The organism is Rahnella perminowiae, from assembly GCF_019049755.1.
GTDB lineage: Bacteria > Pseudomonadota > Gammaproteobacteria > Enterobacterales > Enterobacteriaceae > Rahnella > Rahnella perminowiae.
Genome location: NZ_JAFMOS010000625.1, coordinates 13384 through 36312, shown reverse-complemented (window position 1 = coordinate 36312; position 22929 = coordinate 13384). Strand labels below are relative to the sequence as shown.

General features: G+C 55.4%; 16 protein-coding genes. 6 read left to right on the top strand and 10 right to left on the bottom strand.

The genetic code is table 11. The annotated features are described in order from the left end of the window. Nucleotides 1–138 precede the first annotated feature (138 nt). Nucleotides 139–1425, bottom strand: coding sequence for a DUF445 domain-containing protein (locus J1785_RS22150; protein WP_217220780.1), 1287 nt, complete (start codon nucleotides 1423–1425; stop codon nucleotides 139–141). Between the two features lie 239 nt (nucleotides 1426–1664). Here J1785_RS22150 and J1785_RS22145 point away from each other — a divergent pair, with 239 nt between their 5' ends. Further along, on the top strand, nucleotides 1665–3002 hold the full coding sequence (locus J1785_RS22145; protein ID WP_217220779.1) for an MFS transporter: 1338 nt from the start codon (nucleotides 1665–1667) through the stop codon (nucleotides 3000–3002). On the opposite strand, the gene J1785_RS22140 is transcribed toward J1785_RS22145, so the two are convergent. Continuing rightward, complete coding sequence (locus tag J1785_RS22140; protein ID WP_129951055.1) at nucleotides 2971–3666, bottom strand: IclR family transcriptional regulator domain-containing protein; 696 nt, start codon at nucleotides 3664–3666, stop codon at nucleotides 2971–2973. The genes J1785_RS22145 and J1785_RS22140 overlap by 32 nt on opposite strands. 63 nt (nucleotides 3667–3729) lie before the next feature. Between J1785_RS22140 and J1785_RS22135 the strand changes: the two genes are divergently transcribed. Then, complete coding sequence (locus J1785_RS22135; RefSeq protein ID WP_217220778.1) at nucleotides 3730–5988, top strand: FAD-dependent oxidoreductase; 2259 nt, start codon at nucleotides 3730–3732, stop codon at nucleotides 5986–5988. On the opposite strand, the gene J1785_RS22130 is transcribed toward J1785_RS22135, so the two are convergent. Continuing rightward, complete coding sequence (locus J1785_RS22130) at nucleotides 5980–6915, bottom strand: LysR family transcriptional regulator (protein ID WP_129951057.1); 936 nt, start codon at nucleotides 6913–6915, stop codon at nucleotides 5980–5982. The genes J1785_RS22135 and J1785_RS22130 overlap by 9 nt on opposite strands. Nucleotides 6916–7086: 171 nt before the next feature. On the opposite strand from J1785_RS22130, the gene J1785_RS22125 reads away from it, so the two are divergent. From J1785_RS22125 to J1785_RS22110, 4 genes are all read left to right on the top strand, one after another. Further along, on the top strand, nucleotides 7087–8475 hold the full coding sequence (locus J1785_RS22125; RefSeq protein ID WP_129951058.1) for an MFS transporter: 1389 nt from the start codon (nucleotides 7087–7089) through the stop codon (nucleotides 8473–8475). 79 nt (nucleotides 8476–8554) lie between these two features. Beyond that, complete coding sequence (locus J1785_RS22120; protein ID WP_217137829.1) at nucleotides 8555–10216, top strand: multidrug ABC transporter permease/ATP-binding protein; 1662 nt, start codon at nucleotides 8555–8557, stop codon at nucleotides 10214–10216. Between the two features lie 25 nt (nucleotides 10217–10241). Then, nucleotides 10242–11060, top strand: coding sequence for a hypothetical protein (locus J1785_RS22115; protein ID WP_217220777.1), 819 nt, complete (start codon nucleotides 10242–10244; stop codon nucleotides 11058–11060). A 109-nt stretch (nucleotides 11061–11169) separates the two neighbouring features. Further along, entirely contained in the window at nucleotides 11170–13596 is a 2427-nt protein-coding gene (locus J1785_RS22110) for a DUF3772 domain-containing protein (protein ID WP_129951061.1), read from the top strand. Nucleotides 13597–14235: 639 nt separating this feature from the next. On the opposite strand, the gene J1785_RS22105 is transcribed toward J1785_RS22110, so the two are convergent. From J1785_RS22105 to J1785_RS22075, 7 genes are all read right to left on the bottom strand, one after another. Then, nucleotides 14236–17358 (bottom strand): efflux RND transporter permease subunit, encoded by a 3123-nt coding sequence (locus J1785_RS22105; RefSeq protein WP_217220776.1) that lies wholly within the window; start codon nucleotides 17356–17358, stop codon nucleotides 14236–14238. After that, complete coding sequence (locus J1785_RS22100) at nucleotides 17355–18599, bottom strand: efflux RND transporter periplasmic adaptor subunit (protein WP_217220775.1); 1245 nt, start codon at nucleotides 18597–18599, stop codon at nucleotides 17355–17357. The genes J1785_RS22105 and J1785_RS22100 overlap by 4 nt, the downstream gene beginning before the upstream one ends. Beyond that, on the bottom strand, nucleotides 18599–19852 hold the full coding sequence (locus J1785_RS22095; protein ID WP_217220774.1) for a TolC family protein: 1254 nt from the start codon (nucleotides 19850–19852) through the stop codon (nucleotides 18599–18601). Before J1785_RS22095 ends, J1785_RS22100 begins: the two co-directional genes overlap by 1 nt. Nucleotides 19853–19866: 14 nt before the next feature. Continuing rightward, on the bottom strand, nucleotides 19867–20133 hold the full coding sequence (locus J1785_RS22090; RefSeq protein WP_235174085.1) for a copper-binding protein: 267 nt from the start codon (nucleotides 20131–20133) through the stop codon (nucleotides 19867–19869). 187 nt (nucleotides 20134–20320) lie between these two features. Continuing rightward, complete coding sequence (locus J1785_RS22085) at nucleotides 20321–20740, bottom strand: hypothetical protein (RefSeq protein WP_217137833.1); 420 nt, start codon at nucleotides 20738–20740, stop codon at nucleotides 20321–20323. A gap of 177 nt (nucleotides 20741–20917) precedes the next feature. Further along, complete coding sequence (gene corA / locus J1785_RS22080; protein ID WP_129951067.1) at nucleotides 20918–21925, bottom strand: magnesium/cobalt transporter CorA; 1008 nt, start codon at nucleotides 21923–21925, stop codon at nucleotides 20918–20920. Nucleotides 21926–22043: 118 nt separating this feature from the next. Then, entirely contained in the window at nucleotides 22044–22877 is an 834-nt protein-coding gene (locus J1785_RS22075) for an oxidoreductase (RefSeq protein WP_217137834.1), read from the bottom strand. Nucleotides 22878–22929 lie beyond the last annotated feature (52 nt).

Genomic DNA, 22929 nt, shown 5'->3' with positions numbered 1-22929 from the left:
GTTTTTAATTACCCCGGTATTGGGCGTTTTACTTACCCGATTTGCAGTGAGATCTGCTGAAAATGATGTGCAATATCCGCAAGAATAATATAAACGGGTCTGAAAAAAGGACCCGTTTGCTCTCCGGAGGGTAAATTTTTAAATCCGCGCCATCACCCAGGGAATAGCCACCGGCAGTTGTGACAACAGATACAGCATCAGCCCGATAAATGCGCCGACCAGCGTGCCGTTGATGCGAATAAACTGTAAATCCTTGCCGATGTTTAACTCAATCTGGCGCGACATATCACGCGCATCCCAGCCTTTAACCGTGTCACTGATATGGCGTGTCAGGAATTGCGCGAACTCCGGCGCGACTTTCTCTGCAATACTTTCCATCTGCTGATTCAGCGAGAGGCGCAGCTTTTCATCCTGCGCCAGCGCATTGCCCAGCCATTGCCCGGATTCGGTGACTTTAGCGAATACCCGCGAATCCTCGCTTTCCAGATCTTCTTTCAGCCAGTTGCGCATATCGCCCCATAACTGCAATACGTAGATATTCAGTTTCTCGTCATCTTTCAGATATTGCTTGATCTCTTCCGCTTTCTGCGCGGTGGCCGGGTCATTTTGCAACTTCCAGATAAAGCGCTGAACGGACTGATCAAAGCCTTTGCGGAAGGCATGGGTTTTGTCGTTGCCCATATCATCGAGCACTGAATTTACCGCATTGGACACCATATCCGCGCCGTTGCGTCCCAGCCAGCCGGTGGGCAGCAATTTGGCGGTCAGCGGATGTTCGCGTTTCATCCAGCCAACAATCTGCGCGGAAATAAACTGTCGCGTACTGTCTTTGTCCAGCAAAATTTCCAGCTGATCCATCGCCTGATCCAGCAGTTCCTGATGGCGGCCGTTTTTGGTCAGACTGTCCAGCAAGGTGGCAACCGAGGCTGACAAGTCAATTTTGTCGATCACACGGTACAGCGCACGGCGGATAAGTTGTGCGATGCGCTGATCGTCCGTGACATCGAGAAATCCGCGGATCATCTTCACGGCATATTTCGCAAACCGCTGCGCGTTGTCCGGCGCGTTCAGCCAGTCGGTCAGCATGCGTGCCGGATCATGCTGGCGAATGAGCGTAATAAGCGTGGCGGGCGCAAGGAATTTCTCCTGCACGAACACTGCCAGATTATCGGCAATTTTGTCTTTGTTTTTAGGGATGATCGCCGTATGCGAGGCGACGAAGGGCACCGGTACGCGACGAAACAGCGCCACGACGGCAAACCAGTCGGCCATGGCACCGACCATCGCAGCCTCAGAAATGGCTTTCAGCCCGGACACCCAAAAGTTGGGCGGCAGGAAAAGGGTGATGATAAACAGGGCAGCGGCCACCAGCAGCAGCCCCAGCGCGTTACGTTTACTTCGGTGAAGTTCTTGTTCTTTATCCATTACCTCAGTTTAGGAAGCGTGCGTCGGACTGTCAGCTTTTTTCTTGCGCCGGTGAGTAACGGAAACGGCGTTCTAAAATTTCGTAAAGGGTCAGCCCGTTCTCCAATGCAGATCACAAAATGAACGATAACACTTTGCGGAGGTCTGAATGTTTCTATAAAAGAAACACTGAAAGATAAGTGAACGTCATCCTGCCGCAGCCTGGCGGGTCGTGAGAATAAATATGAGAGAACATTCTTATGTCAGAACAACCACTTACCCGCGTTAAGGCAAAAAGCACCGGGCGCGTACGCTTTATGGTGCTCGGTCTGGTGTTTATCAACATCATTATCAATTACATGGACAGAACCAATCTGTCGGTGGCGGCCACGCAAATGGCCGGTGAATTACAATTTACACCATTGCAGATGGGGCTGATATTTTCAGCATTTGGCTGGATTTATGCCGCATTGCAAATCCCCGGCGGCTTTATCATTGACCGCTTCGGCGCCCGCGTAGTGTATGGCGTGGGATTGTTTCTCTGGTCACTGATCACCGCGCTGCATGCCGTGGCCAGCAGTTTTGGCGCACTGATTGGTCTGCGTCTCGGCGTCGGGGCATTTGAGGCACCGGTGATGCCTTCCAATAACCGGGTGATTTCCAGCTGGTTTCCTGAAGAAGAAAGGGCCAGCGCCATCGGCATCTATTCTTCCGCGCAATTTGTCGGACTGGCCTGCATGACGCCGGTGTTATTTCATTTGCAGGATCTTTACGGCTGGCGAGGGTTGTTTCTGATCACCGGTGTGGCGGGCATGGTCTGGGCGCTGGTGTGGTATTGCCTTTACCGCGAACCGCTGGAGCATAAAGGCGTTTCTCAGGCAGAGCTTGACCATATTCGTGACGGCGGCGCGATCCTTGAAAGCCGGCAGGAAGCGGCGAAGCGCAAATTTGTCTGGAGTGACCTCGCGCTGATGTTCCGCAGCCGCAAGCTGGCCGGCATTTATTTCGGTCAGTTCACCATTTCAGCCACCTTCTGGTTTTTCCTCACCTGGTTCCCCACCTATCTGGTGCAGTACCGGCATATGGATTTCATCAAATCAGGCTATATCGCCTCGGTACCTTATCTGGCCGCTTTTGTGGGCGTGTTGCTGGCGGGATTTGTCTCTGACCGATTAATCAAACGTGGCGTCAGCGCCAGTTTTGCCCGTAAAGCACCGGTGATTTTGGGTATGGCGCTGACCCTGTTCATTCTGGGTGCGAATTACACCAATGATCCGACGCTTATTATCGTCTTTATGTCGGTGGCGTTTTTTGGCAACGGCCTGGCGACCATCACCTGGGTATTCGTCACGGCACTCGCGCCGCGTCACCTGATCGGGCTGGCGGGTGGGGTGTTTAATTTTACCGGCGCGTTGTCATCGATTGTGGTGCCGATTGCCATCGGTGCGTTGATAAGCGGAGACAACTTCGCCCCGGCGCTGGCGTTTATTGCTGTACTGGCGGGGCTTGGGATCTGTTCTTACCTGTTTGTGGTGGGGCGGATCAGTCTTGACCCCCCGGAACACCCTACACAGGATGAGGAACGAGCTGCGCGGTGAGCTGGCGTAAGCCGGTCAGGCGCGTTGCGATGTCAGCTTCACCGGTATTCCACATGCCGGCGAAGGCCAGCGCGGCGTTATGTGCACCCAGCGGTTGTGCCATCGACACCTCGCCGTCGTCATGCTGCCAGACGACATAACCCTGCTCACGCTGCTGCGCCAGATAAGGTGCCATCGTCTGCCACTGTTCCTGTGTGAACCGTGCCTGCAATGCGTCATCACTTTCAGCCGCAAGCAGCGACATGCCAATCACAGATTGCCATGCGGGCAGCATATGAAAACCGGCCAGTGCCTGACTGACCTGAAGACCCGGTTCAGAGTGATAAATATAAGTGACCTGATCCTCCCACAGCACGCCCATTGCCACCACGATGTCTTTAGGGGCGTGGCGCTCAAGCAGCGGCAGAGCCTGCGAAAACAGTGCGGAGCCGCGGATAGATTGCGCGGCAAGGGCGTGGATGCCCGGACCGGGAAGATAGCGCCGCTGATCATCCTGCTGGGTCAGCCCCATGGCCGCCATGGTCATCAGCAGCCGGTTCACACGGGTCGCGTTGATATCCATCAGGCGTGCCAGTTCGCGACAGCCAATGGCACGGTCACTGGAAACCAGATATTGCAGACAGCGTATGCCGTCGATAAGGCTTTGATTCGGTTGTGATGACATGGCGCGCTTCAAATGAAAATACGTAAAACGATTTTATCGTCAGTTTTAGAGGAAACAAACTTTATGCAAATTTTTCCGCAAACCGGTGCCCGTGAATTTCCGCAACAACAGATGCACACTGATTTTCTGGTCGCCGGTGGCGGTCTGGCCGGGCTGTGTGCTGCACTGGCCGCTGCACGTGACGGGCTGAAAGTCGTGCTGGTTCAGGACCGGCCGGTGCTGGGCGGCAATGCCTCGAGCGAAGTCCGCTTATGGGCGAACGGCGCCACCTCGCATATGGGCAACAACAACCGCTGGGCACGCGAGGGCGGTATCATGGGCGAAATCATGGAGGAAAACCTTTACCGCAACAAAGAAGGCAATCCGGTGATGTTTGATCTGGTGTTACTGGATATGGCCAGAAGCGAGCCGAACCTGACATTGTTGCTCAATACCGCCCTGTTTGAGGTGGAAACCGAAGAGAGAAAAATCATACGGGTGAAAGGTTTTAACGCCATCAACGAAACCTTCTACAACATCAGCGCCACACAGTTTTGCGATGCGACCGGTGACGGCGTGCTCGGGCATCTGGCCGGAGCGGAATACCGTGTTGGTGCGGAAGATCCCGGCGAATTCGGTGAAAAAATGGCACCGGGTGATAACTTCGGTCATAAGCTCGGGCACTCGATCTATTTCTACACCAAAAAAGGCGGGGCGCCGGTGGATTTCGTTCCGCCGTCTTTTGCCCTGCAAAATATTGAAGAGATCCCGCGCTATACCCGTCTGACCTCCACGCTCAACGGTTGTGATTTGTGGTGGCTGGAATGGGGCGGGCGGCTGGATACCGTCCACGACAGCGAAGAGATCAAATGGGAGCTGTGGAAAATAGTTTGGGGCGTGTGGGATCACATTAAAAACTCCGGCCAGTTTCCGGAAGCCGCCTGCATGACCATCGAATGGGTCGGCGCCATTCCCGGCAAACGCGAAAGCCGCCGGTTTGTCGGCGACCATATCCTTTGCCAGCAGGACATTATTGAACAGCGCGACCATTATGACGCGGTGGCTTACGGTGGCTGGTCGATCGATTTGCATCCCGCTGATGGTGTTTACAGCAAACATGACGGCTGTCGCCAGTTCCACAGCAAAGGCACTTACACCATCCCTTACCGCAGCCTGTACAGCCGCTCGCTGGAAAACCTGTTTCTCACCGGACGGCTGATCTCGGCTTCCCATGTGGCGTTTGGCAGTGCGCGGGTGATGTGTACCTGCGGTTTACTGGGCGAAGTGGCCGGTCGCGCCGCCGCACTGTGCGATCGCGGGCAGCTGAATGCGCCGCAACTGGCGGAGAAAAACCGCATCGGCGCGCTGCAACAGCATCTGCAACAGACCGGTTGTTATATTCCGCGCCAGTGGCTGGAAGACCCGGCACAGGGCGCGCATGTCTCGGTCAGCAGCGAACTGTTACTGCGTGAACTTGCCGCCAGCGGGGAATGGACGTCCCTTGACGCGCGGATGGCACTGCTTCTGCCGCTGAAAGCCGGGGAAACGCTGCCGGTAATGCATTTTACGTTGCGTTCCACGTCGCCGCAGCCGCTGAAAGTCAGCCTGCTGGGATCAGCGCGTGTTGGGAATTTCACGGCGGATACCCCGCTGGATGCGTGCGAAATTCAGGTCAGCGGTCAGGGGGAATATACGGTGAAATTTACTCATCAGAGCCCGCGCGACGAATACCTGTTTATCGCTTTTGAAAGCAATAAACAGGTGGATATCGCCCTGAGCGGGAAACTTCTGCCCGGCATCATGACCGTTTTCAACAGCCTGAATGCACGCGTGGCAAAACACACGCGGCAGATTGCAGACGGCGATTATGGTGTGGATGAGTTTGATTTCTGGCTGCCGCGCCGCCACCCGAATCAGATCCTCCCGGCACTGCGCTGCCAGCCTGCGCTGCGCTGTTACGCTGCCGGTAATCTGCTAAATGGCCGTCTGCGTCCGGAGCAGCAAACAAACGCCTGGGTGCCTGACCTGAATGATCCTGCGCCTTCCGTATGCTGGCACTGGGAAACGCCGCAGAAGATACAGGCGCTGACGCTGATATTTGATAACGATTTTGATAATGCGATGGAAAGCGTGCAGATGGGGCATGCGCTGGCGGTGACGCCGCATTGCGTGACGCATTACCGCCTGTGGGCAGACGATGAGTTGCTGGCGGAAGTGACGGGTAACCGGCACTCAGTCTGTGAGCATAATATCCCGTCCGCCCGGTCTGTCCGGCGGATCCGTCTTGACATCGTCAGCACCGCAGGCGGTGTGCCAGCGCTGTATTCGCTTAATTTACGCTGATTTTTGAGCACGGGGCTTACGCCGCGGCGCAGGTATATTCTGCGCCGCGCTATGTGCTGTCACCATTTGTCTGAACGCCAGCAGCGCGGGGGTTTCACCATCCTGACGCCACGCCATATGGATTTCAGCGAAGGCGTCCGGGTGGCTGAGCGGGCGGAATTCGATGCCGGGAAAGGCCAGCTGGCGGGCACTTTCCGGCACAATCGCCAGCCCGACACCGGCGCGCACCAGCCCGAGAATGGTATGGGTCTGGCTGCAATGTTGAACGTAATGTGGCACGACATTAGCCTGCGCAAACAGCCCGGCGATACAGTCGTAAAAATATTTACCTTCGCTGGCGGAGTACATAATGAATGGCTGTCCGGCGAAGTCACGCAGACGGATGCGCGGTTTTGCGGTCAGTGCGGATGAGGCAGGCAGCGCAACGCATAACGGCTCGCGCAGCACGCAGTGATAGGCCAGCGGAAATAACGCCACAGGCTGGCGCACAAAGCCGATATCCAGCGTGCGTGCCGCCAGTGCCTGAAGCTGCGCTGACGACACCATTTCCTTCATCACCAGCGTGATTTCAGGTAATTCCTTTGCAGCCAGCGCAATAATCTGCGGGATCTGCCAGTAACCACTGACCGCTGTGAATCCCAACGTCAGCCGGCCAATTTCTCCTTTTTCAACCCGTTTTACCGTCTCCTGTGCCTGCCCGGTAAATTCGAGGATCAGTTTTGCATCGCGCAAAAATGTCTTGCCCGAGGCCGTCAGGCTGACGTGCCGGTTGGTCCGTTCGAGCAAACGCGCACCCAGCGCATGCTCGAGTAACTGGATCTGACGGCTCAGCGGTGGCTGCGTCATGAACAATCTTTTTGCCGCCCGGCCGAAATGTAATTCCTCCGCGACCGCTACAAAACAGCGCAACTGGTTTAATTCAATCATTCAATTTTTGACTTGTTCCATTGTCTTTTTAACTTAGACCGTATCGTCAAATGTTTCTACTCTGTTAATTAATTTGGATTTTTTAGATCTAAATGGCGTGGCCGAAACGCCAAAAACTGTGCATCCGGTCACAAAAAGCAGGGAATGCAATCATAAGTCTGGAGAGAAAACATGACGTCCCCTACAGATGTGTCAGATAACGCAAAGCCGGTCATCCGTGAGTCAGCGGCTGAAGCGGCAAAACCGGGTCATTTCCGTTACGTGGTTCTCGGGATGATTTTTGCCATCACGGTGATTAACTACGCCGACCGTGCCACGCTGTCGATTGCCGGTACCGAAGTCTCGCGGGTGCTGAATCTGGATCCGGTCATGCTCGGCATGGTTTTTTCGGCGTTCGCCTGGGCGTATATGATCGGGCAAATTCCCGGCGGCTGGCTGCTGGATAAATACGGCGCACGGCGGGTGTACGGTTGCAGTCTGGTGTTCTGGTCCGTCTTTACTTTGTTGCAGGGCACGGTGGGCTGGTTCGGGGTCAGCGGGATTTCGGCGGCAATCATGCTGTTTTTCCTGCGCTTCATGCTCGGGCTGGTGGAGTCGCCGGCGTTTCCTGCCAATGCGCGCATCGTCGCCTGCTGGTTCCCGACCAACGAACGCGGCACCGCCACTTCACTGTTTAATTCCGCACAATACATGGCGATCGGCGTGTTTACGCCGATCATGGCGTGGCTGACCCACGCGCTGGGCTGGGAACATGTGTTCCTGTGGATGGGCTGCGTCGGGCTGATTGCCGGGATCCTCTGGTTCGCATTGTACAAAGAGCCACACAGCAGTCCGCACATTAAACCAGCCGAACTCGAACACATCCGCGCCAACGGTGCGCTGGTTGATCTGGAACTGAACCGCCGAGCCTCACGTCAGCGATTCACCTTGCGTGAAGTGATGCAACTCTTCCAGAGCCGGACGCTGTGGGGCATTTATATCGGCCAGTACTGCATCACCTCGATGAGTTACTTCTTTATGACCTGGTTCCCGATTTACCTGATCAAAGGGCGGGGGATGACGGTCATGGAAGCCGGATGGGTGGTGGCGTTACCGGCCATCTGTGGTTTTACAGGCGGTGTACTCGGTGGCGTAATGTCAGATTATATGATCCGCCGCGGTGTCAGCCCGTCGAAAGCGCGTAAAACGCCGTTTGTGCTCGGGATGTTCTTCGCGGCGATGCTGGCCATGGCCAATTTTGTCACCACTGATGCGGCGGTGATTGCGCTGATGACGCTGGCATTTTTCGGCAAAGGCTTATCGGCCATCGGCTGGGCGGTGATGTCGGATACCGCACCGGAGAAAATGATCGGCCTGAGCGGCGGGGTGTTTAACTGCCTGGGCAACGTTGCCGGGATTATTACCCCTGTCGTGATCGGTTATATCGTCGCGGTAACCGGCTCCTTTAACCTCGCGCTGTGGTTTGTCGGTGCGCACGGTTTGCTGGGCATGTTTGGCTATCTGGTGGTTGCCGGCAAGTTCGAGCGCATGGTGATCCGTCAGGATACGCGGGTAAAATGAGAATTGTTCTTGATATGGCAATGCGTGTCATTAAACTGCGTGCAGCATTATTTCCCTGCATTCAGAATGAGAAAAATTCATGGAGTTGTTACGTGTTGTCTTTAAGCAATATCGCTGGCCGTTTTTAGGCGTTATGGCGCTGAGCCTGCTCAGCGCCGTTCTGGGTATCGGGCTGATCGCGTTTATCAATCTCAAGCTGATTGAAACCACACAAGGCTCCCTGAGTGTTCTTCCGCAATTCCTCGGATTACTGCTGCTGCTGATGGCCGTCACGCTGGGCTCACAGCTGGCACTGACTGTGCTGGGTCATCATTTCATTTACCGTCTGCGCGGCCAGTTCATTAAACGTATCCTTGATACTGATATCGAACGCATTGAGCAAATCGGCAATGCGCAACTGCTTGCCAGCCTCGGCAGCGACATCCGTAATATCACGCTGGCGTTTGTGCGCTTACCGGAGCTGGTGCAGGGGATTATTCTGACCCTTGGCTGCGCCGGTTATCTGGCGTGGTTGTCGCCGGAAATGCTGCTGGTGACGGTGATCTGGCTGCTGATCACCATTTTCGGGGGTTTCAAACTGGTATCACATGTTTACCGCCATCTGGCGAAAGTGCGCGATGCTGAAGACAAGCTGCAAAGCGATTATCAGAAAGTGATTGAAGGGCGCAGGGAACTGGCGCTGAACCGCGAGCGCGCCCGTCATTTGTTTGATGATGTGTACCGTAAAGATGCGCAGGAGTACCGGCATCACATTATCCGCGCTGATACCTTCCACCTCAGCGCCGTGAACTGGTCCAATATTATGATGCTTGGCGCGATTGGCCTGGTGTTCTTCATGGCGAACACGCTGGGCTGGTCGGATACCGACGTTGCCGCGACCTATTCCCTGACGCTGTTGTTCCTGCGTACGCCGATGTTACAGGCAGTGGGCGCATTGCCGACGCTGCTCAGCGCGCAGGTGGCTTTCGATAAACTGAAAGCGCTTAAACTGGCAGAGTATAAAGAAGCCTTTACACCTGCCCTGGTCAGCGGAAAATGGCACACCCTTGAACTGCGCGACCTGACGTTCAGTTACGCCGGCAAAGAAGAAGGCGAAGGTTTTGGCGTAGGTCCGCTGAACCTGACACTCACCCGTGGCGAACTGGTGTTCCTGATTGGCGGCAACGGCAGCGGTAAATCGACGATGGCGATGCTGCTGACCGGTTTGTATCAGCCGCGTTCCGGGCAAATCCTGCTTGACGGCGTGCCGGTCACGGCTGAAAACGCCGAACAATACCGGCAGATTTTCTCGGCGGTGTTCACTGATTTCCACCTCTTCGGTCAGTTGCTGGGCCCGCAGGGGCAGAAGCCTGATCCGCTGCTGGTGGAAGACTGGCTGCAACGCCTGAAAATGAAAGAAAAACTTCAGTTCAGCGGCCATGAGGTGACTAACCTGCAACTGTCTGCCGGACAGCGTAAGCGTGTGGCGCTGTTGCTGGCGGCAGCCGAAGGGCGAGATTTCCTGTTGCTCGACGAGTGGGCTGCCGATCAGGATCCGCAGTTCCGCCGTACGTTCTACCGTGAGCTGTTGCCACAATTGCGTGACATGGGTAAAACCGTGCTGGCAATCAGCCATGATGATCACTATTTTGAACACGCCGATCGACTCCTGGAGATGCGACAGGGCAAATTACACGAACTGCACGGACAGGCACGTATTGATGCCAGTCGTGATGCGGTCGCACAGATTGGAAGTCACTAAATTTTTTTACTGAAGGCAATGGAAAATGAACTGGAATGAAGTGATGGTGTGGGGCATCAGTGGCGCGGTGATGGGATCGCTGATTGGCGCATTACACAAAAAAGGCAAAATTGGCCGGGTACCTGCGGTGATCTTATTTCTGGTGCTGATCATCGGTGGCAACCTGTTGTGGGGCGGTGTGATCAAGCCGCGTCTGGCAGGCAACAGCGAAGAGCAGAAAATTGATCAGGCGCTGGCTGCATTGCCGTTGTATAACACCATCAGAATGCAGGAACCGGCCCTGTATGCGCAGATCCGCAGTCATATTCTGACGATGAAGAAAGAAGGAAAACCGCAGCAGGAAGCCATTGATACCGTTAAACCGATGGTGTCAGCGCTGCTCTCGCAGCGTATCAGCCATGCACCGGACGCCAATGTGAACCAGGCGATGCAGGTGAATCTGGAAGAAATGCAGACCCTGCAGGCGCGCAAAGACGGCAGCTGTTTTAAATTTCTTTATCCACAAGTCAGCGGCGGTGTGAACACCGCGCAGGTGCTGCCGCCGGAACTGTTCCGCAAAGATCTCGACACCATGAATGATTTACTGCTGGCAACCGGCATCGGGCAAACTGCTATGCCAGCCCCTGTAAGCACGGAGAAAGTGGTGCAGATGATGGCACCGGTGCGTGAGGCGCTGGCCAGTATGTACGGCGAGCAGTTACAGATGTTCAATGATCTGACCCAGCCGGATGTCGATCGCGAAAAAGTGTGTGAAATCTCTGTCAGCCTCTATTCCGGTATTCTGGCGCTCAGGCCTGCAGAGTCTGCGGCTATACTCAGAATGATGTTAGGTAAAAACAACTAAATCCCAGGCTCTTTTCAGAGAGTTAAACGCTATTTTTCCGGCTGAGAAAGCGTATTCTTAGCCGGATTTTTCAAACAATAATTTCCTGAACTCCCGGAATCATCCTTCTATGCAAAAAATGTTAAGAGTGCCGTTATTGCTGGCATTGTTGTCATGTCTGCTGATAACGCCGGTGCTGAGCCAGGCCGACGAAAGTACAGGCCAGCCCGCCACGGCGGAACAACCGGTTAAAGTGAACGCCACGATTGCGCTGCCGGCATTACAAAAGCGTCTGGATCAGCTTAAACAGCAGGTCTCTTCGGCAAAAACCGATAAGAAATTTACCGGACTGACTGATGCAGCGCAGAAACTGGCCGAAGATGCCGACAAGCTGACGGCCGCGCTGACACCGGAACTGGCGCAGGTACAGGCGCAGCTCGACGTGCTGGGTCCGGCACCTGCGCCAGGCACCATCACTGAAACGCCGCAGGTGATCAGCCAGCGTAATAAGCTCAACAACAGCAAAACGCTGCTGACAACGCAAATTGAGCAGACCAAAGCCATCTCCGTTGGCGCGCAAAACCTGTCTTCGCAAATCGCCGGATTACGTCGCGATGCGCTGAAAACGCAGATTGCGCTCAATACCGGTAGCATTCTCGGTGGCAATTTCTGGACACCGCTCATTACGCCAAACGCTGACGATGCGGCGCGTTTTGATGATTTCGGTTCGCAGGTTAAGGATGCCTGGGCGCAGGCGTGGAGTGATGACTGGCGCATCGGCACCGCGATTTACCTGTTACTGGCGCTGGCGATTGGTCTGGCGGGGCGTCGCGTACTCGACAGACCGATAAACTGGATCCTGCCGCGCTGGTTACCGCAGGGGCGTTTTCGTCGCAGTTTCCTGGCTTGTTTCACTACGCTGAGCACCACGCTGACGCTCGGCATCAGTGTTCAGTTGCTCGGGTATATTTTCACACGTCTGCCGGATACCTCACCGTGGGTGACAGAGTTCGCTGAACAACTGGTCGAGCTGACCTATTTCTCCGCCGTGATCGCAGGCCTGGGCATTGCGTTACTTTCCAACAATCATCCGTCATGGCGTTTGCCGGGCATTGCTGATCCGCTGGCCAAAACACTGGCGTCGTTCCCGATCCTGCTGGCGACCTTTATCTTCCTGTTCGGCATTATTGAACAGCTAAACAATCTGGTCGGTGCCAGCGTTTCGGCAACGTTATTTGGCAACGGGCTGGCGGCGTTACTTGTGGCGCTCAACTGCCTGATCGCGCCGGTGCGTATCAACCGTATGCGTCGCAAGATGAAGGCCGAAGGCGAGCAGACCGAAGCACGCTCCACGCTGGCCGGGCTTATCCACCTGGTAATAAGCCTGACGGCATTTGTCATTCTGATGGCGCTGCTGATTGGCTATATTCCGCTGGCCCGTTTTGTGACCTTTGAACTGCTGTGGATAGGTCTGGTGGTCAGTTGTCTGTATCTGCTGATCCATTTTGTGGTTGACCTGTGCGAAAGCCTGTTTTCACCGACAACACACAGCGGCAAAATCCTGAAAGGCACGCTGAGCGTTAATGACCGTCATCTGTCCCTGGCCGCAACCTTATTCTCGGCAATCGGCAAAACCGCACTGCTGCTGATGGCCGCCGTCGCGCTGCTTAACGGGACTTTCGGGACGACAACCCCGCTGGAACTGCTGGCCAAAATCGTCGATATCTGGGGCGGAAAAGGTCTCGAAAGCATGAACATCATTCCGGCGCATGCGGTCAACGCGGTGCTGTGTCTGGTGATCGGCTGGTATATTCTGCGCTCGGCACGCCGCTGGCTGGATAACGATTTTTTGCCCAAAACCATGATGGATCGTGGTATGCGTGCGTCGCTGGTGACACTGTTCACCAACGTCGGCTACGTGCTGATCATCCTGCTGACGCTGTCGTCGCTGGGCATTGAATGGAATAAACTGGCGTGGATCGTCAGCGCCTTGTCGGTCGGTATCGGTTTTGGTTTACAGGAGATTGTGAAGAACTTTATCTCCGGTCTGATCCTGCTGACCGAGCGTCCGGTAAAAGTCGGGGATTTGATCAGCATCAGCGGTGTGGAAGGGGATATCCGTCGCATCAATGTGCGTGCTACGGAAATTCAGCTCGGTGATAAATCAACGGTGATTGTGCCGAACTCACAGCTGATTTCACAGAACGTACGCAACGCCACCATGGGTAATGCGCAGGGCGTGGCGACCATCACGCTGACGTTCCCGCTGGATATCGACCCTGAACAGGTACGCACCTTATTACTGGAAGCCTACAATCTGCATGAATCCATTCTGGAAGCGCCTGCGCCATCGGTCAGTTTTAAAGAACTCGGCCCGACCGGGATCGTGCTGAGTGTGACCGGCTACGTGAACAGTCCGCGCATGGTCAGCGCTACGCGCAGTGATTTGCTGTACGAAATCCTCAAAATGCTGCGGGCAGCGGGGATCAGTCTGAGTCAGACGCAGACGATGATCCTTGAGAAAACGAATGATCGGGTCGTTCCGGCAGAAGAATGATATGTGTGGGATTACGGTCCCACACGCCGTTTTAACTTCAACTTCAAGGTCGTGGGCGTCGGCCCACACCGACAAAACCTTGGGTTGCCACCCAAACTGGCCTTAAGAGGCGCCTATCGCCGCGCCTCTTAAGAATCTCCGGCTCTTTCACTGCGCGCTCCGCTTGCTGGCTATGTTTCAGGCATCACAGCGATAGCCGCAAAATCCCGCCGCTGCGCGGTTCCCTCCCTTCGGGTTACAACCCGCGTAATAAAGACACGCGGTTTTCCACCTCTCGTCCGGCGTGATTTTGGAACCGGCCTCAGGCTTCTACTTCACAACCTCACTGATTTTGATATGAAAAGCGGATTGGTTTTGAATTTAAGATCGTGCGGGCGATTCAGAAATCTTGCTGAGCGGAGCGGCCTGGAGACCAGAGGCTCCAGGACCGAGAGAAGGCACCGCGTAGCGGCAAGATTTCCAGCCGGTCACTGATGTACCTGAAACATGGCCGACTGCGATAGCGCGCAGTAAAAAAGCGGAGGGAGATCCAAGAGGGAGAAAGCACTTCTCCCTCTTGGGCGGTTTCGGCGCAGCGCGTCAGGTAAGCACCGCACGTGAGAAACCGAAATTTTCTCGATCAGGCCTGCACTGCAAGTGCTAATTCCGCCTCCGATGTATCAGCAAATAAACCGCCGGGATCACCAGCATCGACAGCAGCGGGGCACTCACCATGCCGCCGATCATCGGCGCGGCGATGCGCTGCATCACTTCTGAACCGGTGCCGCTTCCCCACATGATCGGCAGTAAACCCGCCATAATTGTGGCGACGGTCATGGCTTTTGGCCGGACACGCAACACCGCGCCATGATGAATGGCGTCGCACAGTTCTGCCTCACTCATCTCCTCACCGGCTTTCTGCTGGCGCTGCACCGCCTGATTCAGATACAACACCATGATTACCCCGAATTCGGCAGCGACACCGGCCAGGGCGATAAAGCCGACGGCGGCGGCGACCGACAAATTGAAGCTGAGCAGGAACAACAACCAGACGCCGCCGGTCAGGGCAAACGGCAAGGTCGCCATGATCAGCAGCGCGTCACGGACACTGCTGAATGTGACATATAACAGTACGAAGATAATCAGAAGGGTCACCGGCAGCACTATTTTCAGTTTTGCCGTAGCGCGCTCCAGATACTCAAATTGTCCCGACCAGCTGACCGTCACGCCTTCCGGTAATTTTACCTGCTGGTTCACCGCCCGTTGCATGTCGTCGACCGCAGATTTCAAATCGCGTCCGCGCAAGTCAACATAGATCCAGTCAGAAAGACGGGCGTTCTCACTTTTCAGCATCGGCGGACCGTCGGTGACGCTGACCGATGCCAGCGCTGACAGCGGTACCTGTGCACCGGAGGCTGTCAGCACCGGTAAGTCACGTAGCGCCTGCACATTGTCCCGCAGTTCACGCGGATAGCGCAGGTTGATCGGATAACGTTCGCGGCCTTCCAGTGTTTCACCGATATTTTCTCCACCGACCAGTGTCGAAACCAGCGATTGTAGTTCAGCAACCGTGACACCGTAACGTGCAGCTTCGCGCCGGTTGATTGTAATATCGACGTAACGGCCGCCTTCCAGCCTTTCGGCCAGCGCTGAGGTTACACCCGGCACTTTTTTCACGATATGCTCGATCTGCTGAGCAATCTGCTCGATTTGCGCAATATTATTACCGTTCACCTTAATGCCTACCGGGCTTTTGATGCCGGTGGCCAGCATGTCGAGACGGTTGCGGATAGGCGGTACCCAGACATTGGCGATACCCGGTAATTTCACCGCATTGTCGAGCTCCGTCACCAGTTTGTCTGGCGTCATACCCGGCCGCCACTGGTCGCGCGGTTTAAAGCGGATCGTGGTTTCGACCATCGTCAGGGGAGCCGGGTCAGTGGCGCTGTCTGCCCGTCCGGCTTTGCCAAATACACTGGCGACCTCCGGTACTGTTTTGATTAACCGGTCCGTTTGCTGCAACAGCCGCGCCGCTTCCCGAGCTGAAATCCCCGGCAGCGTCGACGGCATATACAGCAGGTCGCCTTCATCGAGCGGCGGCATAAATTCACTGCCCAGTTTTGCCAGCGGATACAGGGACACCAGCAGGAACAGACCGCTGGATAACAGCGTGATTTTCGGGCGTTTCAGCACGGCGGAAAGGACCGGCTGATAGACAGCGATCAGCCAGCGGTTGAGCGGGCTGGCATTCTCATCAGGAATTTTGCCACGGATAAAATAGCCCATCAGCACCGGTACCAGCGTGATGCCCAGCCCGGCAGACACCGCCATCGCATAAGTTTTGGTGAATGCCAGCGGGGAGAACATCCGGCCCTCCTGTGCTTCCAGCGAAAACACCGGAATAAACGACAGGGTGATGATCAGCAAACTGCAAAACAGCGCCGGACCGACTTCCGTGGCAGCCCGCTCAGACACTTTCCAGTAATCTGCCGGTGCCGGTTGCTGACCGGGATGCTCATGCCGCCACTGTTCCAGTACCTTATGCATATTCTCGATCATCACAATCGCGGCATCGACCATCGCACCGATGGCAATCGCGATGCCGCCCAGTGACATGATATTGGCGCTGACGCCCTGATAATGCATGACGATAAATGCACCGAGAATGCCAAGCGGCAGGGTGATAATGGCCACCAGCGCAGAGCGGAAGTGAAACAGAAACAGCGCGCAAACCACCGCAACTACCACAAACTCTTCCAGTAATTTATGGGATAACGTGTCGATGGCATTTTCGATCAGTGGCTGACGATCGTACACCGGTACAATCTCCACGCCCGCCGGCAATGTGCGGGCGAGAGCATGTAACCGCTGTTTGACCGCTTTCAGGGTTTCCAGTGCGTTTTTACCCGAGCGCATAATAATTACGCCGCCCGCCACCTCGCCTTCACCGTTGAGCTCCGCCACACCGCGCCGCAGTTCCGGGCCGGTACGCACGGTGGCAACATCCGCCAGCAGCACCGGGATCCCGCTGTTAACCGTCACCACCACGTTGTTGAAGTCCTCCGGACTTTTGAGATAGCCGGAGGTGCGGACCATATATTCAGCCTCACCCATTTCCAGCAGTGAACCGCTGCTTTCCTGATTGGCGTTTTGCAACGCGGTCACCAGTTGCTGGTGTGTTACGCCACGGGCGCGCATTCGTTGCGGATCGGCCACTACCTGATACTGACGCACCATGCCACCGATGCTGGCGACCTCAGAGACATCCGGCACCGTTTTCAGATCGTAACGCAGCGTCCAGTCCTGCAGGGCGCGCAGTTGTTCGAGGCTGTGTTTGCCGGTTTTGTCGGTCAGTACATACTCATAAATCCAGCCGACACCGGTCGCATCCGGCCCCAGCGAGGCTTTTGCACCTGCCGGCAGTGAGGACTGCACCTGGCTCAGATATTCCAGCACGCGGGAGCGCGCCCAGTAAGGATCGGTGCCGTCATCGAACAGCACGTAAACATAGGCATCGCCAAACATTGAAAAACCGCGCACGGTTTTCGCACCGGGCACCGACAGCAGGGTAGTGGTCAGCGGGTAGGTCACCTGATCTTCGATGATTTGCGGTGCCTTACCCGGATAACTCACGCGCACAATCACCTGCACGTCAGAGAGATCCGGCAGGGCATCGAGCGGGGCTTTTTGTAATGACCAGATGCCCCATCCCGCCATCATCAGCGCGGCGAGTAACACCAGCAGCCGGTTTTTCAGCGACCAGCGGATCACGGCGGCAATCATAAATCCCCCCCGTGCTGATGCGTGTCTGACAGCGGAGTTTCTGTCGCCGGCAGCGCGCTGCGCAGGCTGGCTTCGGAGTCGATCAGGAACTGTCCTGATGTCACCACCGCCTGGCCTTCATCGAGGCCGGATAGTATTTGTGTCCAGCCATCACGCGTCGCGCCCGTGGTAACCGCTTGCGGGGTGAAATGCCCGTTACCGTCGTCGAGCAGCACGGTATTGCGGCTACCTGTCTGGATCAGCGCTTCCTGGGGAATGGCCAGAACCGCAGCCCCGTCACCGACATCCGGCGACAAATTCAGGTACATGCCGGGACGCAGGGTCTCCTGCGGATTCTCCATTATTACGCGGGCTTTCAGTGTCCGGCTGACGGCATCGATATCCGGCAGCAATTCACTGACCGTGCCGTGAAAAACTTCGCCCGGCTGACTGTCGGCGCTGGCCGTGACTTTGCTGCCGATCCGGATCTGGCTGGCGGCGGAAGGCGGATAATCCATCACAATCCATACCTGCTTCAGACTGGTCAGTTCGAACAATGGCTGCGTGGCGCTGACCTGCGCACCTTCACGTACGGCAAGCTGACTGAGATAACCGTCTTCCGGCGCCACGACGTCGATGCGGGTTTGCGGCTGACCGGTTTTATCCACGCGGCGCAAAATGTCTTCCGGCATAAACTGTAAGGCCAGCCGCTGACGGGCGGCGGTGGTCAGGCTGCGGTCGCCAAGCTGACGCACGGCCAGGTATTCCTGCTGCGCGGCGGTCCAGTCGGGGATCCACAACGTGGCCAGTTTCTGGCCCTTTTTCACCCGCTGCTGACTGGCGGCAACGTAAAGTTTTTCGACTAAACCGTTCGCACGCGCGGCGACGGTGCGCAGGCTGCGTTCATCGGCGCTGACCGTACCGTAGACATTCAGCGTGGCGGATAACACCCGGCGTTGCACTTTCTCACTGCGTAATCCCAGATTCTGTTGCTGGCGGGCACTGACCGTCACACCGTCGTCACCGGTGACTTCATCGGCGTAACGTGGCATCAGTTCCATATCCATAAACGGCGATTTACCCGGCTTATCAAAACGCTGGCCGGGTGTCATCGGATCATACCAGTACAGCACTTTGCGCCCGGCGGGCGCGGCAGCTGTCTGCGTTGGTTCCGGATGACTGTGGCGGCCGGCGACGTAACCGGCGCTCAGCGCGGCCACGATCGTGATGGTCAGCAGGCTATAAGTTTTAGCATCAGTCATTATTGAATCTCCTGTGGGGCCAGATAACGCAGGGCGACCCAATAACGGGCCACTTCCAGCGCGGCATTACGTTCGGCAATCTGGCTGTCGATCAGGTTACGGCGGGCGTCGAGAACCTCATTCAGGCTGCTTTTTCCGGCGCGATATTGCGCCTGAATCACGCTGATACGCTGCTGTTGCAGCGGGATTACGTCATTTTTTTGCCGCTGCCATAATGTCGTGGCCGCCTGATATTGCGTCAGCAAGCTGGTCAGCTGCGCCTGATGATCGCGTACCCGTTGCGCCAGCCGGTCATTGCTTTCCATTGCCATCGACTGATCGGCGGCGTGATCTTTATCCTGACGTGAGGCGGTAAACAGGGGCAGATCAACGGTAAACATCACGCCCGCCAGATCTTCATAGCCGTCAGCGCGGTGGCCGTAATACACTTCCACACCGACGTCGGGCAGTGCCGCAATGGCCGACTGTGAGGATTTCGCCTGCGCCACCTCGGCTTCGCGCCTGGCCTGAATAATTTCAGGATGCTGTTCGACGCTTCCGGCCTGTAACGCCTGTGCCGGAAGTTCGGTGAAAGGCGGAATGGCGCCGTTAATTTCAGGCTGACCGATACCTGTCAGCTGACTTAAACGGGTGCGGGCCAGCTGAACATCGCGTCCGGCCTCAGTCAGTTTGTCCTGCATGCTGATAAGTGTCAGGCGTGCGTCCAGCACCGAGGCGGGCAGCGAACTGCCGCCACTGACGCCACCCCGCTGAACACCAATCTGATGCTGACTTTCGTCCACCAGTTTTTGCAATTGCGAGACAGTTTGCCCGCCGATCGCCATCTCCATCCAGGCCAGGGCGGCCTCGCGCTGCAAACGTGCCCGGATACTTTGGCGGGTAGCCGCGACTTCCCGGGACTCCGCCCGCAGCGTGTCCGCTTTGCGCTGACGTTTATCACTGCTGATGTAATCCTGCATGATGCCGATACGTTCCATCGTCATGCCTTCACGGGTAAACCGGTCGGTGTTGCCGCCGCTGACCGGCAGATTTTCGATGCCAAATTTCAGCTTCGGATCCGGCAATTGCATGGCCAAACCGGCGCGGTTATCCAGCGCATCTGCCTGGTGACGGCTGGCAGAAAGCTCGGCGGAATAATCCTGCGCAGCAATCAGTGCCTGCGGCAGGGTAACGGGTGTGGCAAACGCGCTGACGGGAACAAAAGCCAGCAGCCATTGCCACGTCACCCGGTGGTGACGCGGTAAAACAGACATGGTGAATCTCCCGGTCAGCGTTTCAGGGGTGACAGTGTCTGCAACTGATAAGCGGAATCAGTTTTGACAAAGCTAAAGGTGACCGGTGTACCGGCGGGCAGGGAGCGGGCGGCAATTTCTGGCGGCAGACGGAAATTCATGGTCATGGCCGGCCATTTCAGCGCAGGGATGGCGTGATGGGAAATCCCGACACGATCAGATTGCCATTGGGTGATCACGCCTTCGGATTCATATGTCTGCACATTCTGCTGCATCGTCATATGATCATGATCCGTACTCATCGGCATGGACTCTGCGGAGGAATAAAAGGGAATAAAGAAAAGACTAGCGAAAATTAAATTAAAAATTGCACGCATGGGGAATACTCCGATACTGTCATCAGATAAAAATAGCCATTGTTCTGGAAAATAAATGGCAAATAAATTTCATTGAATATTGAGTGCTGGAAAACACTCAGGACAGCAGGGGCTATTCTCTGTATCGGCAGAACTGAACTTCGGCAGGAGGGGGAGTGACCGGAGGGGCAACCCAGTCTGCGGTAGTGACCGCTGTGCTGGCATCGACGGTGATCATTGCTAATGCCGGAAGGACCGGCAGTGCTACCAGCGGCACGGAACCACTGTCAGACGGGGTTCTTTCAGGGATGCAGTGCTTCTCACACAATACGGACTGACTTTGCATATACTCAGGAGAATCAGGGGTTTGCATAGTCATGTTGTGCGCCATGGGGGTATTTTCCACCGGCGGGCGCATATCGCACTGATGGCTGGCAAGCGCCAGCTGGGAATTGAGAATAAGCCAGCATAACGCGAACAGCAACGCACTGACCCGCTTGCCGGGCAAGCGCAGTGAATGCATAAACTGTGAAATCGCGAAACGCACTGACATGATCAATATTATTTCCGTAAGAAAGATGCGACTGAGTATATAAGGAAATAATGCGAAGAGGAAAGGGCAAACAGAATAAGTCAGGATTAAAATTGTCAGGATAATTAAAGAAGGCGAATAACAACGGGTTCTGTTATTCGCATGTTAATTAACGTGTGGCTTCAGGTAATAATTAACTTACAGCCAGCCTGATTTTTTAAGCTTCCAGTATAGCCACGCACAACCGGCGACAGTGACGCCCAGCGTCAGCGGATATCCCCACCAGTCATCCAGTTCCGGCATGTTTTTGAAGTTCATGCCGTACAGGCTGAAAATCACCGTCGGGATCGCCAGGATCGCGCCCCAGCCCGCCAGCCGCTGCACCACTTCGTTCTGATGCACTGACACCAGTGCCAGATTCACATGCATGGCGTTCGAGAGCATTTCGCGGAGATCATCTGTGGTGCGGATGACCTGATTGGTATGATCCTGCACATCACGCACATACGCGCGCAGGCTTTTGGGCATCAGCTCCTCAAAGTGATGACTGAGCTGATTACAGATATCTTCCATCGGCACTGCCGCATTGCGCAGCGACAACAGATCCCGCCGCAGGCTATACACCTGCTGCACCGCCTGCTGATTAAAGGTGTTACGGAACATCAGTTTTTCGATGGCAGCAAACTGTTCAGTGTACTGATGCAGAATTTCCAGATAGTTATCAACAATGGAATCGAGCACGCAATACAACGCATAACCCGGTCCTTTATTCATCATTTCAGGGCGTTCTTCCGCATGTTTACGGATCTCTTTGTAACTCGATGATGCGCCATGACGCACGGTGATCAGAAAGTTTTTGCCAAGGAACAGGTGTGTTTCGCCGTACTCAATGGTTTCATTCACTTTCTGCGCGGTGTGCGTAACAATAAACAGGGATTCACCGTACTGCTCGATTTTCGGGCGCTGATGCGCCGTCAGCGCGTCTTCAATCGCCAGATCATGCAGGCCGAATTCTTCCTGAATGCTGCGCATGTAGGCATCTTCAGGCTGCCATAATCCAAGCCAGACAAAGGTATCGGGCTCTTTCAACACTTCGCTGATGTCTTCGACCGTCACATCCTGTAATCGCTTACCGTCACGGTAAGCCACGCTGTTGATCACTGAATCACAGCTGGGTTTTTTCTCTTCGTTGGAAATGGAGTTCATTGTTTTACCCGATTGTTATTCAGACGAAAATCCTGCCCGCAGGCAGGATGAATTCAGTGTCTGAACAGAATAGCGCAGTCTCCGGGAAATGCGCTGTCGGGATATTTAAAAGAATGTTTCAGCCATCGGTGGACTGGCTTAGCGCTTCCCAGGCATCAATATCGGTATTCATTTGTTGCAGTTTTTCCCTGACAAATTTTACCGCGTCACTGCCGAGTAACAGCGAGGCAGGCGGTGCCGGCGAATTAATCAGTTGTAAAATAGCCCGGGCGGCTTTTTGCGGATCACCTGGCTGGTGGCCGCTGCGTTTTGCCCGGGTTTCACGCACGGGGCCGAAACTGGCGTCGTAATCACTGATCGTGCGCGGCGAGCGTACCATTGAACGTCCTGCCCAGTCAGTGCGGAACGATCCGGGCTGAATGGCCGTGACGGAAATATTGAACGGTTTAAGCTCTTTGCTCAGCGTTTCAGAAATCCCCTGTAAGGCGAACTTGCTGCCACAGTAATAACTGATGCCGGGCAAAGTGATAAAGCCACCCATTGATGTGATATTGAGCACATGCCCGGCGCGGCGTTGACGGAAATAGGGCAGAAAGGCTTTGATGACGGCCACCGCGCCAAAGACATTCACATCAAACTGATGCCGCGCCTCACTTAACGGTGATTCCTCCATAATGCCTTCATGTCCGTAACCGGCATTGTTAACCAGTACGTCAACGGCACCGATTTCCTGTTCTACGGCAGCGGCCAGCGGGGTGATAGCCTCGAAATCCGTGACATCCAGCACGCGGCCAAAACTGCGGCCAGGGGCCAGCGCCTCGAATTTTTCACAAGCCTGCGCATTACGTAATGTGCCGACCACGCGGTGCCCGGCTTGCAGAGCCTCCTCTGCCAGCGCGCGGCCAAATCCGCTGCTTACACCTGTGATGAATAATAATTTTGACCGGCTCATACACACTCCTCAATAAAAAACGGACTTGTAGCATAGGGCGTGCAACCCCGGA

Excerpts from the sequence above, each read along its gene's own strand:
- J1785_RS22150 (WP_217220780.1), bottom strand. The coding sequence starts at position 1,425 with ATGGATAAAGAACAAGAACTTCACCGAAGTAAACGTAACGCGCTGGGG.
- J1785_RS22145 (WP_217220779.1), top strand. The coding sequence starts at position 1,665 with ATGTCAGAACAACCACTTACCCGCGTTAAGGCAAAAAGCACCGGGCGC.
- J1785_RS22140 (WP_129951055.1), bottom strand. The coding sequence starts at position 3,666 with ATGTCATCACAACCGAATCAAAGCCTTATCGACGGCATACGCTGTCTG.
- J1785_RS22135 (WP_217220778.1), top strand. The coding sequence starts at position 3,730 with ATGCAAATTTTTCCGCAAACCGGTGCCCGTGAATTTCCGCAACAACAG.
- J1785_RS22130 (WP_129951057.1), bottom strand. The coding sequence starts at position 6,915 with ATGATTGAATTAAACCAGTTGCGCTGTTTTGTAGCGGTCGCGGAGGAA.
- J1785_RS22125 (WP_129951058.1), top strand. The coding sequence starts at position 7,087 with ATGACGTCCCCTACAGATGTGTCAGATAACGCAAAGCCGGTCATCCGT.
- J1785_RS22120 (WP_217137829.1), top strand. The coding sequence starts at position 8,555 with ATGGAGTTGTTACGTGTTGTCTTTAAGCAATATCGCTGGCCGTTTTTA.
- J1785_RS22115 (WP_217220777.1), top strand. The coding sequence starts at position 10,242 with ATGAACTGGAATGAAGTGATGGTGTGGGGCATCAGTGGCGCGGTGATG.
- J1785_RS22110 (WP_129951061.1), top strand. The coding sequence starts at position 11,170 with ATGCAAAAAATGTTAAGAGTGCCGTTATTGCTGGCATTGTTGTCATGT.
- J1785_RS22105 (WP_217220776.1), bottom strand. The coding sequence starts at position 17,358 with ATGATTGCCGCCGTGATCCGCTGGTCGCTGAAAAACCGGCTGCTGGTG.
- J1785_RS22100 (WP_217220775.1), bottom strand. The coding sequence starts at position 18,599 with ATGACTGATGCTAAAACTTATAGCCTGCTGACCATCACGATCGTGGCC.
- J1785_RS22095 (WP_217220774.1), bottom strand. The coding sequence starts at position 19,852 with ATGTCTGTTTTACCGCGTCACCACCGGGTGACGTGGCAATGGCTGCTG.
- J1785_RS22090 (WP_235174085.1), bottom strand. The coding sequence starts at position 20,133 with ATGAGTACGGATCATGATCATATGACGATGCAGCAGAATGTGCAGACA.
- J1785_RS22085 (WP_217137833.1), bottom strand. The coding sequence starts at position 20,740 with ATGTCAGTGCGTTTCGCGATTTCACAGTTTATGCATTCACTGCGCTTG.
- corA (WP_129951067.1), bottom strand. The coding sequence starts at position 21,925 with ATGAACTCCATTTCCAACGAAGAGAAAAAACCCAGCTGTGATTCAGTG.
- J1785_RS22075 (WP_217137834.1), bottom strand. The coding sequence starts at position 22,877 with ATGAGCCGGTCAAAATTATTATTCATCACAGGTGTAAGCAGCGGATTT.